Here is a 17954-nt window from a genome sequence, read left to right as displayed (position 1 = left end):
GAATTTAGTAGTACTTTTTGCGGAACCAGAACGCAAGATTAACGAGTGCAATCAACGCTGGAACTTCTACCAGTGGGCCGATCACTCCTGCAAATGCCTGACCAGAATTGATTCCGAATACACCGATAGCAACAGCAATTGCAAGTTCAAAGTTGTTTCCCGTGGCCGTAAAGGCAATCGAGGTACTTCGTGAATAATCTGCGCCGAAGTATTTGCCCGCTAAGAAGCTGACCACAAACATAATGGAGAAGTAGATTACAAGAGGTATGGCAATGCGAACCACATCAATCGGTATCTGAACGATCAGGTTGCCCTTTAGGCTGAACATAATCAAGATGGTAAACAATAGCGCTATCAGCGTAATTGGTGATACGAGCGGTACAAACTTGTTCTGGAACCAATCTTCACCCTTCAGTTTGATCAGACAGTATCTACTGATAATGCCCATTGCAAACGGTAGACCCAAATAAATGCCCACGCTCTTGGCAATCTCGCCAATTGTAATATTTATCTCTAGGCTTTTAAGTCCAAAATATGGCGGAAGAACGGTAATAAAAACATAGGCAAAAACGCTGTACAACAATACCTGAAAGATGCTGTTCAAAGCGATCAGCCCTGCCGCATATTCACGGTTACCCTCTGCGAGTTCATTCCACACCACGACCATCGCAATACATCGTGCAAGTCCGATCAAAATCAGCCCCACCATATATTCGGGATAGTCCCTTAAAAAAGTTATTGCTAAAAAAAACATGAGAAGCGGGCCGATGATCCAGTTGAGCACCAGTGAAACAGTAAGCACTTTTGTGTCCATGAACACTTCGCCCATCTTTTCATATCTCACCTTTGCAAGCGGGGGATACATCATCAGGATCAGTCCGATGGCCAGTGGTATGTTCGTTGTTCCACTTGAAAAGGAATTGATAAAGTTCGATGATGTCGGTATAAAGTAGCCAATACCGACACCAATTGCCATCGCCAAGAATATCCAAAGGGTGAGGTAACGGTCAAGGAAACCCAGTTTTTTCCGCTTGATTATGGGTACACAATTATTTGCAGACATCAGCGCTTTAAGTTTTCGTTAACAAAGTTTTGTGCGTACTTGCGGATCATCTCCCTTACCTCACGGAACTGCTCCATCACTTCTTCTTCTGTTCCGATAGCTTTGGCGGGATCGGGAAAATTATAATGGAACTTTACTGCATTGGTGGGGAAATAGGGACAGCTTTCTTTTGCATTATCACAAACGGTGATCACGTAGTCGAAATCGATACCCATGTATTCATCAATGTTGTTGGAGGTATGTCCAAAAACGTCTATTCCATCACTTTTCATTATCTCGATGGCCTTTGGATTTACACCATGTGTTTCTATTCCTGCGCTGTAGATTTCCGCCTTATCTCCTGCAAAGTATCTTAAATAACCTTCAGCAATCTGGCTCCTGCAACTGTTCCCTGTGCAGAGCACTAATACCTTTTTCATAAATTTTTATTGTTAAATGATTGTTTTACTGCTTCTTTCCAAAAGCACCGTATCCCTCCAAACTCCGTTCTGCTTTCCAATTTTTTCTCTAACGCCGAGCGTCCTAAAGCCTGCTTTTTCATGGATGCGAAGGCTACCGATGTTTTCGGGAAATATACCTGCCTGTAATGTCCATATTTCTTCTATCTCACTCACGGCAACAAGTTCTTCTAAAAGTGCAAGCCCAATTCCCTTTCCAGATTGCTCGGGGTCAACATATACGCTAACTTCAGCTACCCCGGCATATACGCAACGTGAAGAAACGGGAGTCAATGCTGCCCACCCGATCAAACTTCCATTTTCTTCAGCAATAATCCTGCAAGTGCTAAGATGCGAGCTGTCCCATTCTTCCAAAGAGGGTGCGCTGTTCTAGAAAGTGGCATTGCCCGTTGCAATACCCTTTTTCATAGATTAACTTAACCTGCTTCCAATCCGATGGCAATAGTTTTCTTATTTCCATAACAAAGGATTAACAGCAACCGCCACCAGGAGTACAACCGTTCGCCACACCAGCCAGATTGACCATTCCCTTTTTTGGTGTTTCTTCAACACCACAAGCTTCCCTAGCAAGGCAAGCTGTTTGTTTGGCAAGCAACAGGAAATTCGTTCCATCATAACCAAGATCATATTTTCCAATAGTTCCGAATTGGTATTCCACTTCAATTTCCAGGTCTTCCATGCCCAATACCTTTTCCGATAGAGAAATGATGTTCAGCAATTTTCCCGCTTTCAGGCGATGCTCATAGTCATCTGCATCCCATAACTGGAAGTTTGCCACTTTCTCATGGCGCACCTTTCCTCCACAGTCGATGAAGTCTTTTGTGATGACACCTACTTCTGTTACGTGGAAATGTTCTGGTACGGTTTCTCCGTTTTCTACTTGGAAATTAACTGATTCAGCTGCTGCCAAGATGGTTTTGATTTCTGATAGTCTCATATATTCTCCATTTATGTATCGTAATTTTGCGATAGATTCACTTAAAAAAAAGGGTTAACAACAGCGCTTGGGAGCTACATAGGATCCCATAAAATCTCCAAAGAGCTTTTGCAAAAGGCTCCACGTTTTCGGTTCTATGCAGTAGCAGACCTTCACCCCATCGATCGTTCCCTGTATGATACCCGCATTTTTCAGCTCTTTCAAATGCTGTGAGATCGTTGCCTGCGCAAGGCCCAGTTCTTCCACGAGGTCACCACATATACAAGCATTCGCAGAAATGATCTGTTGCAAAATCGCAATGCGTGCAGGATGTGCAATTGCCTTCAAAAGTGTTGAAAGCTCGTTCTGCTCCTGCGTGAACATTTCTGTCTTTGTAAGTCCCATAATTTTATATCGCAATATTACGATTGTAATTATTGATATACAAATAATCTATCGTTATTTTGCGATATATTTATTTAAACAACTGACTATCAATTATATAATTTGTATTTTTGCTTATGCAAGGTAAGAAGAACTATCAGGAAAAGCTTTTCATCAGCTTTCAACTTTCAGACTATATCCCCGCAGATGATTTTTACAGACGTTTAAAGGACATACTCGACCTCGACTTTGTTTACAGTGCAACGGATGTCTTCAGTTATAAATCTGCTTGGACTAAAATATTGTGTTAATTTAAAAACCAAGCGGTTTAATTGTGTCTAAATTCTTTAGGTTAAATAGACATAACTTGATTTGAGGATCATTTAGCCATGGCCACTTCTAGTCGTGGCTTTCTGTATTGACTATGTTAGATATTGGTAAAGAATTGAAGTAAGCGGCTGCAAATCTAATTGGTCAGATAAAGTGTCAAGATAAATATTGTTCGAACTCTGGGTTGCCAATACAACAAAGCCAAATATTTTGGTGGCCCTGTCGTTAGCAATAATTTATAGTTAATAACTAACCTTTAGTCAGCTGTTTTGATAAAACTTTCTTCTTATAACTTTCCAGAAAGCTATTGACCATACCAGCGAAGAGCGTTTTTTTCTGGCGGGCATTTCCAATAAAATCTTGGTATCTCACAATAGCCTGTTTTAAACTAAATTCTTTTTTTAAGTCCTTTTCCATAATCTCTCCTTTTTAAATGGTACATCATCGAAACTCAACGAGTTCGGCTTATTGGCTAGAAGTCGAGTATCGATGGTTTTTACATACAGCAGCGTGTATGTTTTTGTATATCTATTTGATAATAAATGTTTTATATTATAGTAACGGAAATTTAGGCACTTTGTTTTAACCAAATGTTGTATATCGTTTCAAGTAGGGCTACAGCTCTAGGATGTACAATTCATAACTTTTATTGTTTAATTCTTAAACTAAGAACTATAGATTCCCTTCTTCTAGCTCTCTGGGTTCTTGTTAATTTCATCCATAAGTGCCAGTTGGCTTATTTGTATTAATACCCCTTTTTTGTGTTTGTTCAACTAATGAGTCTTCACGGACATTTTGATCTTCCTTTAATAAGTATTTGCGTTAAACTTATTTGTATCTGAATCGTTAGAGAAGACAGCATTAACTGTAGCTCAAATACTATATGTTTTGATCTAATCCAAATTACTTCTAAAAAAAAATTAAAACTTTTGCTTTTTAAAACAAAAGTTTTTATATTCGTGTACGTTAACGGTCATGTTTTTTAGTCAGTTAATGAAGACCAAATATAACTTTACAATAAAGGACAAATTTTTTTACAATAGTTACGTGTACGTACACTATTTGTGTTGTTTGTTTTGACTATTATTATTAATTATAAATAGGGTAATGAGAATAAGGAAAAATATAAATATTGTTGAAGTAGGAAGTTTAACCAAGAAACAAACTTTCATCTCTACTTTAATTTTAGGAGGACTGTTTTTTATTTTCGGTTTTGTAACTTGGGTAAACGCAATTTTAATTCCTTATTTTAAAATAGCCTGCGAGCTTACTCACTTCGAATCTTATTTAGTTGCTTTTGCATTCTATATTTCCTATTTCGTAATGTCTATTCCATCTTCATACTTATTAAAATCTGTTGGTTTTAAAAAGGGAATTATGTTTGGGCTTTGGATAATGGCGGCTGGTGTTTTTATTTTTATTCCTGCAGCGTTAACTAGAACGTATGGCGTTTTTTTAATGGGGCTATTTACAATTGGCTGTGGTCTTGCCATACTGCAAACAGCGGCCAATCCTTACATAACCATATTAGGATCTATAGATAAAGCCGCAAAACGTATCAGCATAATGGGGATATGTAATAAAGCTGCGGGGTTAATTGCACCTTTAATATTTGCATCGGTCATATTTAAAGTAACTGATAGTGAGGTTTTAAGTCGAATTCACACAATTGGAGGGGCGGAGCGAAGTGCTTTTTTTGATGAGTTGGTACGAAGGGTTATTTTTCCTTATACAACTTTAGGTATCGTTTTAACCATTTTGGGTGGATTTATAAGGTATTCTCCGCTGCCGGAAATTAATACCGAAGAAGAAAATTCTGAACTCTCGGTTATCAACGCAGACAAAAAACATGTGTTTCACTTCCCGTATCTCATCCTAGGTGTTTTAGCCATATTTCTACACGTTGGAACTCAGGTAATCGCCATTGATACTGTTATAGGTTATGCAAATTCAATGGGGATCCAAATTTTAGAAGCTAAAGTTTTCCCATCATACACACTCTTCACTACAATTATTGGTTATGTATCTGGCATAATCCTGATCCCACGATATGTTTCACAAGTAAATGTATTGCGTGCTTGTACATTAATTGGTGCGGCGTTAACACTGCTAATTATTTATAGTCACGGCAGCTATATCATTTTAGGGCACAAAGCAGATATTTCTATTTGGTTTATCGTATCGCTTGGTTTAGCTAATTCTCTGGTTTGGGCTGGTATTTGGCCACTTGCACTAAATAATTTAGGGCGGTTTACAAAAGTTGGCTCTTCAGTCTTAATTATGGCTTTGTGCGGGAGCGCCATTTTTCCTCTTTTATATGGCTATGTGGCCGATTTATACAATGAAAGAGCGGCTTATTGGATACTTTTTCCTTGTTATCTGTATTTAATGTTTTACGCTTTTTACGGACATAAGATCACCTCATGGCGATTGATCAAAATTAATAAAGAAATGCAGGTTTAAATTTTCACAATCACCCTCTTGGAAGCACTAATTAGACTAACCAATAATCAATATAAACCAAACACTAAATCAAAAATGAAAAAATGCAGCTAACTCACATCTAAAATTAAATAGGCCATTAATGCATAACTGGCATTAAGAAATAAGCCTGTTGCCAATAAATCAGGGCTTGAACCTGAATTAATACTAACTAACCATTCAATTCTTAAACGAAAAAAAATGAAAAAACAAATAATGCCAGCGGCATCCTATTTTTTCGACTTTTACAAGGTACTGAAGATCAAAAATTATTTTTTCCTTGCACCGCTACTATTAGTTTGTGCAAATGCATCAGCAAATAATTTAACAATTGTAAAAAATGCTGATTTAACTACATCCACCAAGTCGAATTTTAAACCATTAATCAAATCAATATATGATGATGTTCAGATAAAAGGAACAGTAAAGGATGAAGGCGGGCCGATTCAGGGGGTTGTTGTAACCGTATTAGGAACTAAAATAAGTACTTATACTGACGCCAAAGGTTATTACCAATTAAGTGCACCAAAGGGCGCATTACTCAAGTTTTCTTATGTCGGTTTTACCGACCAAACTATAACAGTTTCGAACCAGACTGTTATAGATGTGCTAATGAAACCAGATAATGATAAGTATAATTTAAATGATGTAGTGGTAGTTGGTTACGGAACACAGAAACGCTCTGATATTACTGGATCAGTTAGCTCGGTACCAAAAGAAAGATTGTCGCAATTACCAGTAACCAACGTGCTTCATGCTATGGAAGGTGCTACAGCTGGTTTAAAAATTACACAAACATCTTCAGTGCCAGGAAGCTCGGCAGGTGTATTGGTTAGGGGAGTAAACTCTATAAATGCAAATACGGCACCTTTAACGGTAATTGATGGAGTACCTTTTAGCAATCTTGGTGGCTCGATGAATGATATCAATCCAAATGATATTGAATCAATTGAGATATTGAAGGATGCTTCTGCTGTTGCTGTTTATGGAACAAGAGGTTCTAGTGGTGTAATTTTAATTACCACAAAAAGAGGTAAAACAGGAGAACCAACAATTCGCTACAGCGCGTACGCAGGACCAGAATTTCAAAATAAAACTTTAACACCTTTGAATGCGGAACAGTATGTTCAGAAATATCTTGATTTTTTAAAGCAAAGAAATCAAGCACCGACGGCTACACCTGTACCAAATCAATACGAAATTGAGAATTATACTGCGGGTAAAACAACCGATTGGATGAAGGAAATTTCTCAAAATGGATTTATTCAGGATCATAACCTTAGTATTTCTGGAGGAAGTGAGCGTATAAAATATTTTGTATCTGGTGCTTATCAAAAGCAAAAAGGTGTTTTAAAAGGTTACCAGTACAATCGTGCATCTTTCAGATCAAATTTGGATGCAAAATTAACAGACTGGTTAACAGCTGGAACATCTATTTTTTTTGCAAATAATAATACAGATGGAGGAACCGTAAGGTATTCTGCAGCGATGCAAATGAGTCCTTATGGTCGTGAATATGAGGCAAACGGCGATTATACAATTTTTCCAATGTTCTCTGAAACCAATTTTAGAAATCCTTTACTTGGACTGAATTCTGACGTAATTAACAGAGATAAAAACCTAAATGGAATATTTTATGCAGAAGTAAAACCAACATTTATAAAAGGATTAAAGTACAGATTAAACGCAAATTACGCGTTTTTACCTTCGAGAACTAATACTTACAGTGGCGTTGATGCTGGAGATACATTTGGTGGCACCGCTGGACTTAGCAATACCGAAACCAACAGCTGGATTGTTGAGAATATTCTTACTTACGATAAAAACTGGGGTGACCATCATTTAGATGTAACAGCGCTTTACAGTGCGCAGGAAAAACAATACACAACCAACGGCACAACTGGCAGAACATTTATTAATGATGATTTATCATTTAATAATATTGGCGGCGCAAGTGTAGTTACAGCAACTTCTTTTTATAGCCGAGAAGCATTGGTATCTCAAATGGGAAGAATAAATTATTCTTACAAGAGCAAATATTTGTTTACCGCAACAGCGAGAAGAGATGGATATTCAGCATTTGGATCTGGAACAAGCAAGTATGGCTTATTTCCTTCAGTTGCAATTGGGTGGAATATATCTAATGAAAACTTCCTTAAAAATGTAAAACAAATTGACAACATAAAATTTAGAGCATCTTACGGTACTTCAGGTAACCAGGCTGTAGGTGTTTATCAAACCATTACCACACAAGGCATAACTAAATATGTATATAATGGTGTAACTGCAATTGGCTTAGTTTCGAGCTCTTTACTTGCAAATGGAATCTTAGGTAACGTTAATTTAAACTGGGAGAGTACAAGAGGTAGCAACTTAGCCGTAGATTTTTCCCTTTTCAAAAACAGGATTAGTGGTACTATCGAAGCTTATCAAACCCGTACTAAAGATGTATTGTTAAGTCGCAGGCTGCCAACAATTAGTGGTTATTCTAGTATTTTCGACAATTTAGGAAGTGTAAAAAACAAAGGAATTGAGGTTACTTTGAGTACCATTAATATTAAAAAAGATGATTTTACATGGTCTAGTAATTTTAACTTCTCTGCCAACAGGAATAAAATTGTTTCTCTATATGGAGATGATAAAGACGATATCGGAAATAAATGGTTTATAGGAAAACCGTTAAATGCAATTTATGATTATCAGTTGGCTGGTGTATGGCAGGTTGGTGAAGATCCATCGAAAGTAGACCCAGGTGCAGTACCAGGAAGTTTGAAATTTGTTGATATCAACGGCGATAATAGAATTACAGAAGCTGATAAGATTTATCAGGGAACAAGTTTACCAAAATGGACTGGTGGTATGAACAACACCTTCAGGTATAAAGCCCTTAGCTTAAGTGTGTTTATTCAAACATCGCAGGGTGCAAAAGTAAACAATCCACTTTTAAACTTACAAACTTACGGCGGGCGTGTTAATATCCCACAGGAAGTTTCCTATTGGACACCAGAGAATGGAAACAATACACAACCATCGTTAGTATTTACCAATCCAAGACTTTATGCCTATCCAAGTAAGCATAATTACACCCGCATAAAAGATATAACCATCAGTTATACTTTCAGTGAGAAAACCCTTAATAGACTTAAACTAGGTAGTTTAACTGCTTTTGCAAGTGGTAGAAACCTGCACACATTTACAGATTGGGTTGGACTTGATCCAGAATTAAGCGTAAATGCAACCCAGGCAGGCGCTGCTAATGCACCACTTAGTTATGGTATATATCCATTGGTATCAAGTTTCGTTTTTGGCCTAAATGTTACCCTACGTTAAAAAAATTAAAAGAAATAATCATGAGAAAATTAACTTTTTTAGTACTTATTTTTCCAGTGTTAGCCAGCTTTCTTTCCTGTAAAAAAAGCTTTCTGGATGAAAAATCTGATTCAGCTTACTCCCCTCTAACCACCTTTAAAAATGTTGCAGGTTTGGAGTCGGGTATTGCAGGTTTGCAAGCATCAGTTCGCGAACAGTACACCATGCAGGTTACCCAATCCTTACTGGCGGTTTTCCAGGTTGGAACCGATGTTGCTTTAAACGGTTTGGATGCTGGAGAGGCTGAGCCTTTTCAAAATTATGCACTACTAAATTCTGAAAGTCCTGCTGCACTAAATTATTGGAGCTGGTCGTACAAGGTGATAAATAATGCCAATCAAATTATAAAGGGCGCGTCTGATAATACCAGCGTTTTAACTACGGCACAAAGGAATTTGTATCTGGCTGAAGCCAGATTTTATAGAGCTTATGCTTATAATTTTTTAGTAACTCTATGGGGATCAGTTCCTTTAATTGATCAACCTTTAGATGTTCCAAAAACTGATTTTGTACGAGCAAATCTGGAGAGTTTAAACACGCTGATTAATGATGATTTAATTTTCGCCAGTACAAATTTACCTGCAATTGATGCCGTATCGAAGCCAGGAAGAATAAGCAAAGAGGCTGCACAACAGCTACTTGCCGAGGCTTACTTAAGACAAGGTAAAAATGATCTTGCTGAGGTACAATGCTTAAATGTAATAACCAGCAAAAAGTTTTCAATTGTTAATACAAGATACGGCGTTAAAAAGGCACTTGCTGGCGATCCTTTTTCAGATATGTTCGTAGATGGTAACCTACGTCGCAGACAAGGAAATACCGAAGCCATCTGGGTTCAGGAAATGGAGTACAATCTTCCAGGAGGTTCTTCGAGCTTAGATCAGCATAGAAGGGTTTGGGTTCCATATTATTCTAACGTTGCAGGACTTTTAGTGTGCGATTCCCTTGGTGGTCGTGGAATTGGCCGAATCCGTTTAAGTCCGTGGGTTATAAATGGATTATATAAAGGTAACGACATGCGTAACTCTAAATATAATATTCATCGCGATTACTATTACAACGATCCTAAAAATGCAAAATTTGGTCAAAAGGTAGTTCCATTGGCTGCCGATACACTCTACAAAATTGTTCCTTCTACAACTAAATGGAACCATTATCTTGATGCAGATCCAACGGGTAACGGTTCTTACAAAGATTTAATTATGATGCGCTTAGGCGAAACTTATCTTTTACTTGCTGAAGCTCAGTTTAAACAAACAAAACTAGCAGAAGCAGCCATCAGTATTAATGTGCTGAGAACTCGTGCAAACGCTGCTCAGGTAACCGCTTCGGATATTACACTCGATTTTATTTTAGATGAGAGGGTAAGAGAACTGATTGGTGAAGAAAATCGCAGAATGACTTTGGCTCGTACTGGCACATTGGTAGATCGATTGAAAAAACTGAATTTCAAAGACAATTCAACCGTTCAAGCGTATAATCAGTTATTACCAATTCCACAAAGTGAAATTGACCTGAATAAAGACGCCAAATTAGCTCAAAACCCAGGTTACATACGATAATAAACACATACAGGCAAAAAACACTGGTGGGGTTGATCAGTGCTTTTTTGCCCGCTCTCAAAAATTAACGTCTCTCAACTTTTAGAGGTTAGCTTACAATGAATTTGAAGAAAATAATTTTAATAAAAAATGCGGATACCAGCAATAGCCTCTATTAGCCAAAGCTCTGATATCCAAGAAGTATCAGAGCTATTAGACACATTGCCTCAACATCATATTAGTCATCAACCTTGGATTGAGTTTAAAAGTAATTGCCATACCAGTTTTGTTATTGCCCATTCTGGAGATGCAATTTTTTTAAAATATTATGTAAAAGAAGATATAATCAAATTGGCTACCCACCAAACAAATGGGCGGGTTCACAAAGATAATTGCGTAGAGTTTTTTGTTGCTTTCGAGTCACAGAAAAAATATTACAACATAGAAATCAACTGTGCGGGCGTTGCTTTAATAGGTTATGGCGAAGGAAGATTAAACCGAAAACTATTGGATGAAAAGTTGATAAACAAGATAAATGCACATATTAATATTCAAACAGCTCCACTAAATAGTGGCAATAAATATAGGTGGCAAGTTACGGTAATGCTGCCAATCGAAGTATTTGAAGAGAGTAATATTGGCAGTTTAAATCAAAAAAGTGGCTTAGGGAATTTTTTTAAATGTGGTGATGATTTACCGAACAAACATTTTTATGCCTGGAGTAATATTGAAGCTAAAAAACCTGATTTCCATTTGCCCCAATTCTTTGGAAAGCTTGAGTTTAGTTAAAAGTAGGCCGCAAGGTTTACTGAAGAAGAAATGAACATCTACATATGAAAAATATTAAAATAATTAATGGTCATATTATAACTCCGTACCGCATTATAAAGAACGGTACGCTGCTAATAAAGGATCAAAAAATAGAAGCGGTAAGTCAGGTTGATATTGAAACTAATGATTATGAGATTATCGATGCCAAAGGAAATTATATTGCTCCAGGTTTTATTGATATTCACATTCACGGCGGCGGTGGTTATGATTTTATGGATGGAACCGAAGAGGCTTATCTTAAAATTGCTCAAACTCATGCTAAATATGGAACAACGGCCATGGCGCCTACTACGTTAACCTGTTCTAAACAAGATTTGCTAAAAGCAATTGATTTGTACAAAAGCGCAATGCTTAAAAATACACAAGGTGCACAATTTATTGGTTTACATCTGGAGGGTCCATATTTTGCCCTCAATCAAAGCGGTGCACAAGATCCGAGATACATCCGAAACCCTGATATAGAAGAGTATAAAGAAATAATTGATTATGGGCAGGATATTATTAAACGCTGGAGTGTTGCACCCGAACTGCTAGGAGCAGTTGAAATGGGTAAATATCTAAAATCGAAAGGAATTATAGCGGCAATTGCCCATACAGATGCAATTTACGAAGAAGTTGTAGAAGCCGTTGAAAACGGTTACAGTTTAGCAACTCATCTTTATTCGGCAATGTCTGGGGTAAGTAGAAGAAATACTTATCGCTATGCTGGGGTAATAGAAAGCGCTTTTTTAATCGATTCAATGGATGTAGAGATTATTGCAGATGGGATACATCTTCCGCCGCCATTACTAAAGTTAGTTTATAAAATTAAAGGATCAGAGCGAATAGCGCTTATTACTGATGCAATGCGGGCAGCTGGAATGCCAGAAGGAGAAAGCGTTCTTGGAAACAAGGATACTGGCTTAAAGGTAATTGTAGAAAACGGCGTCGCTATAATGGCAGATAGATCTTCCTTTGCAGGAAGCGTTGCAACTACCGATAGACTTGTTCGCACAATGGTAGAGCAGGCAGATATCTCTTTATTAGAGGCAGTAAAGATGATTTCGAATGTACCTGCAACCATAATGGGCATTTCGGATACAAAAGGCAGCTTAACTGCGGGTAAAGATGCCGATGTATTAATTTTTGATGAAAAAATCAATATAAAGAAGACAATCATCAAAGGAGAAATAATTTATACAGCAATCGATTTTAATAAATAAGAAGAATTTAATGAAAGAATTTATAAAAAACCTACTCACGGTAAAGATTTTTGAAAGCAGAAATTTGATGGGAGAAGCTGTGGCGAATGCTGTGAGTGAAAAAATAAATGAGCTTTTAAGCAAACAACCTTTTGTAAACATAATTTTTGGAGCAGCGCCCTCTCAAAATGAATTTTTTCAGGCGCTTATCAAAAAAAATATAGAATGGTCTAGGTTAAATGCTTTTCATATGGATGAGTATATAGATCTCGATGCAGATGCTCCGCAAGGGTTTGGTAATTTTTTAAAAGATCGTTTATTTACTAAAGTACCTTTCCATTCGGTTAATTATATCGATGGTAATGCTGCTGATTATAAAAAAGAATGTTTACGCTACACAGAATTGCTGAATAAATTCGAAACGGATATCGTGTGCCTTGGTATTGGAGAAAACACACATCTTGCTTTTAACGATCCGCACGTTGCTAATGTAAATGATCCTTATTTTGTTAAAAGAGTAGATCTCGATTTACAGTGCCGAACGCAGCAGGTAAATGATGGCTGCTTTAAAGAATTAGATGAAGTACCCACACATGCGCTAACCTTAACATTGCCCGCATTGTTAAAAGCTCCTTACGCTTTTTGCACTGTACCAGGAGAAAAAAAGGCAAAAGCCGTTCAGCTTACATTAACTCAGCACATAAGCGATGATTTGCCTTCTACCTTATTAAGAATTCATAAGCATGCAATTCTGTTTTTAGATGATCAAAGCAGCGCTTTACTCGATAATAAATTTTAATAACCTCGAACGAGCATTAGAGGTTTAATATTTTCTAACCAAAATAAACTCAACAGAAATGAATTGTGAATTAACAACCGAGCAAATAAATTTTTATCAATCTAATGGATTTATCGTTATCGAAGATTTTCTCTCTCCTGAGGAATTGGCCGAATGGCGTGAAGCGGTTACTGAAGCAGTAAAAGAAAGAAACGGACTTAAAATGCCTGGGAAAGAAGCTAAAATGGGTATGGATGATGGCATAAATAAAGATTCAGAATATTTTTCTAAAGTTTTTGATCAGTTACTTAACCTTTGGCAAACCAACGATAAGGTTAAAAACATTATGTTGGATAAACGAATCGGAAAAATGGCGGCTCAGTTATCTGGTGCGAGTGGGATTAGGATTTGGCATGATCAGGCTTTATTCAAACGCCCTTGGGCAAATCCAACTTCCTGGCATCTTGATACACCATTTTGGTCTTTTTCTGATAGAAAAGCCTTATCGATTTGGGTTGCTTTAGATGATGCAACACTTGAAAACGGCTGTTTATACTTCATACCTGCATCTTTTAAAGAAACCTCATTCGAAAATAAAGGTATTGGAAAAAACATGGATGGTATTTTCGAAGCTTATCCACAATTTGCTCAAGTCGCATCGGTATCAGCAAGTATGAAAGCGGGAAGTTGTTCTTTTCACAATGGTTTAACTATTCACGGCGCTGGTGCAAATATGAGCAGTGGCTATAGAAGAGCAATGACTTGTGCGTATATGCCTGATGGAAACAGCTTTAATGGAGAACCCAATATTCTGCCAGAAAGTTATTTAAAAACGCTTAAGGTTGGAGATCTACTGAATAGTGAAGAACAAAATCCGCTGATTTATCAGGACTAGCTTATGCATACAGATTTAAGATTTTTATCTCCCAGATGGGGATACGAAAATATTCCCTGGCGCAGCTTTTTAAAGCAGGTAAAAGAAGCTTCTTATTCTGGAATAGAATGGTTTCCATTTGCCGAATCGGGCAATTATAAAGAGGTTCTCGATTTGCTCAACCATTACGAATTGGATTACGCCATTGTGATGGCAGTTGTTAGGCCTTATCAAAACTTCGAACTGTATTTAACCCATCTGCAAGAAGACTTGATAAAACTATTAGAAATCGGTATCGGAATTAAAGCTCCATTGTTTATAAGCGCACAAACTGGTCGGGAGTTTTTCAACGATCATCAGATTCAGCAATGTCTGGAAGTATGCCAACAGATTCAGGATCAATTTAATATACCTCTTTATCAGGAAACACATCGTAATAAATGGTCTTTTGCAGCACATCGGGTAGGAGAGATATTAACGAAAAACAACACTATTCGCTTAACGCTCGACGTTTCTCATTGGTTTTGTGTTTCTGAAAGTTATTTAGAAGATCAGCAGCTTGCCGTAAGCGAGGCAATTAAACATAGTTGCCATATTCATGCAAGAGTAGGGCATACCCAAGGGCCACAAGTTTGGGATCCCGCTGCAGAAGAGTACAAAGAGGCTTTAGATGCCCACTTGAAGATTTGGGATAAATGGGTGGCCAATAGAAGAGAAAAAAATGAGCCCGTTTCGATTACCACGGAATTTGGCCCAGCTCCATATCTTACAAAAGGAGATAGAACAATCTCTTTAAGTGATGAGCAATGGAGATTGAATATATGGATGAAAGATTTTCTGAAAAATAGATACAGTTAAAAGGAAAAATATGAAGAGAAAATCTTTTTTGCAGCAGAGCGCTGTTTTTTCTGCGGCAAGTTTTTTAATGTTCAATAGCAATGCTTTTTCCAGATCTATTATTAATGGTTTAGCCAGTTATGGAAATGATAATTTGTATCAGCTATTTAAAAATCCATCAAATATTTACCGACCATTTGTTCGTTGGTGGTGGAATGGAAATAAAGTAGAAAGAACAGAACTGGCCAGAGAACTTAAACTCTTAAAAGATGCAGGAATTGGTGGCGTAGAAATATGTCCGATTTCATTTCCTTCAAATACCGATAATATGGGTATTCCATCTGTTGAGTGGCTCAGTGATGAATGGATAGATCTTTTGAAATTTACTTTAGAGGAGGCTAAAAAGCTGGATATGACCTGCGATCTTTTGGCTGGAACTGGATTTCCTTTCGGCGCTGAATTTTTAGAAGGCGAAGAGCGTGCTCAGGTGGTGGTAGTTGCGGTCAAAAAACTGCAAGGGCCTTTAAAAACAGAAATATCTCTTTTTGATCTTTTAAAAGAGGCCGATCCAGCAACTTTAAGTCCTTATAGTGGTAGAAAACCAGAAATTTTAGAAGTAAGCATCGTTCCAGATCCATTAATTAATATAAATCAGATTAAAAACGTAACCTCGAAAATAACCGACAATGTACTAAAGGTTGATTTGCCCGAGGGTAAATTCGCAGTTCATGCATTGGTAAAGATCGATGGCTTTATGAAAGTAATACAGGGCGCTCCAAGCGGTAGCGGACCAGTATTAAATCATTATAACGAAAAAGCAGTTCAGAAATACTTAAACAAAATCACTGGATCTATTCAGAGTAAAATCGGTCCCCTTACAGGTTCTATTCGTTCTTTTTTTGTAGATAGTTTAGAAATGGAAGGAGCGAACTGGACTGGAGATATGCGCTTGGAATTTCAAAAACGTAGAGGATATGATTTGTATCCTTATTTACCATTTCTACTTTTTAAAACAGGCAGAATGGGAAATACAACCGACTTGAATTATAATGTGAAAACCAGTCCAGAAATGGAGCGCATGTTAAGAAGGATGAGGTATGATTTTGAATATACCAAAGCAGAACTCTTCAGAGAAAGGTTTTCGAATAATTTTAGTAAATGGTGCGCTGATAATAAAATAAAATCGAGAGCACAAGCTTATGGTAGAGGTCATTTTCCTTTGGAAGGCAGTTTTGGGATGGACATACCAGAAGGCGAAACCTGGATGAAATATGGCATTGGGGAAGAAATATCTGAAAAAGACTTTACTAAATATCCCTGGCATCTGGGCCGAGGAAATACAATGATTAATAAGTATGTCTCATCCGCAGCTCATTTAAAAGGAAAAAAACTGGTTAGTTCTGAAGAGTTAACCAATACCGATATGGTGTTTAACGAATCTTTAGAGCTTTTTAAAATTGCAGGCGATCAAAGTACTATTTCAGGGATTACACATCCCATTTTTCATGGATTTAATTATTCTCCAAAAAATGCAGCCTTTCCTGGTTGGATAACCTACGGCGGTTATTTTAACGAACAAAATACAATGTGGCCGTATTTTAAGCACTATACCGATTATAGGGCAAGGCAATCTGCATTATTACAACAGTGTACTTTTTTTGCTGATATAGCAATAATGGCACCTACTGGCGATATGTGGAGTGAAGTTGGCGCACAAATGGAACCATTCCCTTACAGGATTACACCATCCTATCAATTGCTAATCTGGGAATCGATACACCAGAATGGAAATGCCTGTGATTATGTTTCTGAACAGGTAATTGCAGATGCCGACTTTAAGAATGGCTGGATGAATTATGGCTCAAGAAAATATCATACGTTGTTCTTAATAGAAGTGAAGAGTATTTTACCTCAAACAGCAAAAAAAATATACGATTTTGTTAAAGCAGGAGGGCGGGTTTTTTGTATCGAAGCTTATCCTCAGCAATCTTTAGGATGGTTTAATCACGAGCAAAATGATCTGGAAGTACAAAAATGGATAACGGAATTAAAAAAATACCCTAAACAGTTTATATACTTAGCTAAGCCAGCATCTAATTTTAAAGATTGGTACAAAAGTGTACAAAACGATTACAATATTAAGCCTTACCTAAAAATTGCTGCTCCGAATACGTTTATAACACAGGTAAGGTATCAGTCTGATGATGCTGAAGTTTTTATCATTAACAATTCGAGTAGTCACAACAGTATAGATTTCGATGCTACATTCTTGCCCGAAATTACCGACAAAAAGCAAGCGTGGATTTGGGATGCGGCAAATGGTAATAAATTTAAACTGAATTTAAAGGATAGAAATCTTAAAATAAAGCTCTTCCCGGCAGACTCCAAAATTATTGTTTTCAATCAGGATAAAGATGGTGAAAACTGGCAACCTGTCCCCGAGATACCCAACCATGCAATCAGCTTAAAATCTGCCTGGCAAATGGAACTTAAACATATGGACGGAACATCCCGAAACGAGGAATTGTTAAAGCTTACTGATTTAAAGGATGTACCCCATCTTATGCACTTCGCGGGTACGGTTTCTTACAAATATGTACTGGAATTATCGAATGCTACAGATTTCTCTTATCTGGATTTAGGGAAGGTAAGCGGGATTTCTACACTCCTTGTAAATGGTCAAACTTTAGATGTAAGCTGGTACGGACGCAGGGGGTATTCTATTAAAAACTTACTAAAGGCAGGTACTAATCAAATAGAAGTTAAAGTTACAACTGTAATGGTTAACTATATGAAATCACTAACTGAAAATGCTACAGCACAGTACTGGACAAACAATAAGGGAAAAGAACAACCACTTCAATCAATGGGCCTGATCGGTCCAGTAAATTTATTTTAAATAAAAACACAA

The 17954-nt window shown here is 37.2% G+C and carries 15 protein-coding genes; 9 read left to right on the top strand and 6 right to left on the bottom strand.

What is annotated here, in order from left to right; genetic code table 11:
- Positions 1–4 precede the first annotated feature (4 nt).
- From arsB to ACZZZI_RS05190, 6 genes are all read right to left on the bottom strand, one after another.
- Complete coding sequence (gene arsB / locus ACZZZI_RS05215; RefSeq protein WP_463488853.1) at positions 5–1063, bottom strand: ACR3 family arsenite efflux transporter; 1059 nt, start codon at positions 1061–1063, stop codon at positions 5–7.
- Positions 1063–1482, bottom strand: a complete 420-nt coding sequence (locus tag ACZZZI_RS05210) for an arsenate reductase ArsC (RefSeq protein ID WP_463488852.1) — start codon at positions 1480–1482, stop codon at positions 1063–1065. Before ACZZZI_RS05210 ends, arsB begins: the two co-directional genes overlap by 1 nt.
- 12 nt (positions 1483–1494) lie before the next feature.
- Positions 1495–1875 carry an N-acetyltransferase family protein gene (locus ACZZZI_RS05205; protein WP_463488851.1) on the bottom strand — a complete coding sequence of 127 codons (381 nt, stop codon included), beginning with the start codon at positions 1873–1875 and terminating at the stop codon, positions 1495–1497.
- A 115-nt stretch (positions 1876–1990) separates the two neighbouring features.
- On the bottom strand, positions 1991–2458 hold the full coding sequence (locus ACZZZI_RS05200; RefSeq protein WP_463488850.1) for a DUF6428 family protein: 468 nt from the start codon (positions 2456–2458) through the stop codon (positions 1991–1993).
- A gap of 54 nt (positions 2459–2512) precedes the next feature.
- The gene (locus ACZZZI_RS05195) at positions 2513–2842 is read right to left on the bottom strand and encodes an ArsR/SmtB family transcription factor (RefSeq protein WP_463488849.1); all 330 of its coding nucleotides are present in this window, start codon (positions 2840–2842) and stop codon (positions 2513–2515) included.
- Between the two features lie 558 nt (positions 2843–3400).
- Positions 3401–3568, bottom strand: coding sequence for a hypothetical protein (locus ACZZZI_RS05190; RefSeq protein ID WP_344765258.1), 168 nt, complete (start codon positions 3566–3568; stop codon positions 3401–3403).
- Between the two features lie 690 nt (positions 3569–4258).
- Between ACZZZI_RS05190 and ACZZZI_RS05185 the strand changes: the two genes are divergently transcribed.
- The 9 genes from ACZZZI_RS05185 to ACZZZI_RS05145 all read left to right on the top strand — a co-directional run bounded on the left by ACZZZI_RS05185 (position 4259) and on the right by ACZZZI_RS05145 (position 17942).
- Entirely contained in the window at positions 4259–5614 is a 1356-nt protein-coding gene (locus tag ACZZZI_RS05185; RefSeq protein ID WP_463488848.1) for a sugar MFS transporter, read from the top strand.
- Positions 5615–5833: 219 nt separating this feature from the next.
- A complete protein-coding gene (locus tag ACZZZI_RS05180) occupies positions 5834–8962 on the top strand; it encodes a SusC/RagA family TonB-linked outer membrane protein (protein ID WP_463488847.1) in 3129 nt (1042 codons plus the stop codon).
- Between the two features lie 20 nt (positions 8963–8982).
- Positions 8983–10563: a RagB/SusD family nutrient uptake outer membrane protein gene (locus tag ACZZZI_RS05175; RefSeq protein WP_463488846.1), complete on the top strand. Its 1581-nt coding sequence runs from the start codon at positions 8983–8985 to the stop codon at positions 10561–10563.
- Between the two features lie 129 nt (positions 10564–10692).
- Entirely contained in the window at positions 10693–11331 is a 639-nt protein-coding gene (locus ACZZZI_RS05170; protein ID WP_344765252.1) for a carbohydrate-binding family 9-like protein, read from the top strand.
- A 44-nt stretch (positions 11332–11375) separates the two neighbouring features.
- Positions 11376–12575: an N-acetylglucosamine-6-phosphate deacetylase gene (gene nagA / locus ACZZZI_RS05165; protein WP_463488845.1), complete on the top strand. Its 1200-nt coding sequence runs from the start codon at positions 11376–11378 to the stop codon at positions 12573–12575.
- 10 nt (positions 12576–12585) lie between these two features.
- On the top strand, positions 12586–13353 hold the full coding sequence (locus ACZZZI_RS05160; RefSeq protein ID WP_463488844.1) for a 6-phosphogluconolactonase: 768 nt from the start codon (positions 12586–12588) through the stop codon (positions 13351–13353).
- A 58-nt stretch (positions 13354–13411) separates the two neighbouring features.
- Complete coding sequence (locus ACZZZI_RS05155; RefSeq protein ID WP_463488843.1) at positions 13412–14227, top strand: phytanoyl-CoA dioxygenase family protein; 816 nt, start codon at positions 13412–13414, stop codon at positions 14225–14227.
- A 3-nt stretch (positions 14228–14230) separates the two neighbouring features.
- Positions 14231–15064 carry a sugar phosphate isomerase/epimerase gene (locus ACZZZI_RS05150; protein ID WP_463488842.1) on the top strand — a complete coding sequence of 278 codons (834 nt, stop codon included), beginning with the start codon at positions 14231–14233 and terminating at the stop codon, positions 15062–15064.
- Positions 15065–15074: 10 nt separating this feature from the next.
- Entirely contained in the window at positions 15075–17942 is a 2868-nt protein-coding gene (locus tag ACZZZI_RS05145) for a glycosyl hydrolase (protein WP_463488841.1), read from the top strand.
- Positions 17943–17954 lie beyond the last annotated feature (12 nt).

The organism is Pedobacter sp. AC190, assembly GCF_979258025.1.
This window is presented reverse-complemented; position numbering and strand designations above follow the sequence as displayed.

What these genes read in the sequence shown, in the direction of transcription:
- arsB (WP_463488853.1), bottom strand. Translation starts at nt 1,063, where the DNA reads ATGTCTGCAAATAATTGTGTACCCATAATCAAGCGGAAAAAACTGGGT.
- ACZZZI_RS05210 (WP_463488852.1), bottom strand. Translation starts at nt 1,482, where the DNA reads ATGAAAAAGGTATTAGTGCTCTGCACAGGGAACAGTTGCAGGAGCCAG.
- ACZZZI_RS05200 (WP_463488850.1), bottom strand. Translation starts at nt 2,458, where the DNA reads ATGAGACTATCAGAAATCAAAACCATCTTGGCAGCAGCTGAATCAGTT.
- ACZZZI_RS05195 (WP_463488849.1), bottom strand. Translation starts at nt 2,842, where the DNA reads ATGGGACTTACAAAGACAGAAATGTTCACGCAGGAGCAGAACGAGCTT.
- ACZZZI_RS05190 (WP_344765258.1), bottom strand. Translation starts at nt 3,568, where the DNA reads ATGGAAAAGGACTTAAAAAAAGAATTTAGTTTAAAACAGGCTATTGTG.
- ACZZZI_RS05185 (WP_463488848.1), top strand. Translation starts at nt 4,259, where the DNA reads ATGAGAATAAGGAAAAATATAAATATTGTTGAAGTAGGAAGTTTAACC.
- ACZZZI_RS05180 (WP_463488847.1), top strand. Translation starts at nt 5,834, where the DNA reads ATGAAAAAACAAATAATGCCAGCGGCATCCTATTTTTTCGACTTTTAC.
- ACZZZI_RS05175 (WP_463488846.1), top strand. Translation starts at nt 8,983, where the DNA reads ATGAGAAAATTAACTTTTTTAGTACTTATTTTTCCAGTGTTAGCCAGC.
- ACZZZI_RS05170 (WP_344765252.1), top strand. Translation starts at nt 10,693, where the DNA reads ATGCGGATACCAGCAATAGCCTCTATTAGCCAAAGCTCTGATATCCAA.
- nagA (WP_463488845.1), top strand. Translation starts at nt 11,376, where the DNA reads ATGAAAAATATTAAAATAATTAATGGTCATATTATAACTCCGTACCGC.
- ACZZZI_RS05160 (WP_463488844.1), top strand. Translation starts at nt 12,586, where the DNA reads ATGAAAGAATTTATAAAAAACCTACTCACGGTAAAGATTTTTGAAAGC.
- ACZZZI_RS05155 (WP_463488843.1), top strand. Translation starts at nt 13,412, where the DNA reads ATGAATTGTGAATTAACAACCGAGCAAATAAATTTTTATCAATCTAAT.
- ACZZZI_RS05150 (WP_463488842.1), top strand. Translation starts at nt 14,231, where the DNA reads ATGCATACAGATTTAAGATTTTTATCTCCCAGATGGGGATACGAAAAT.
- ACZZZI_RS05145 (WP_463488841.1), top strand. Translation starts at nt 15,075, where the DNA reads ATGAAGAGAAAATCTTTTTTGCAGCAGAGCGCTGTTTTTTCTGCGGCA.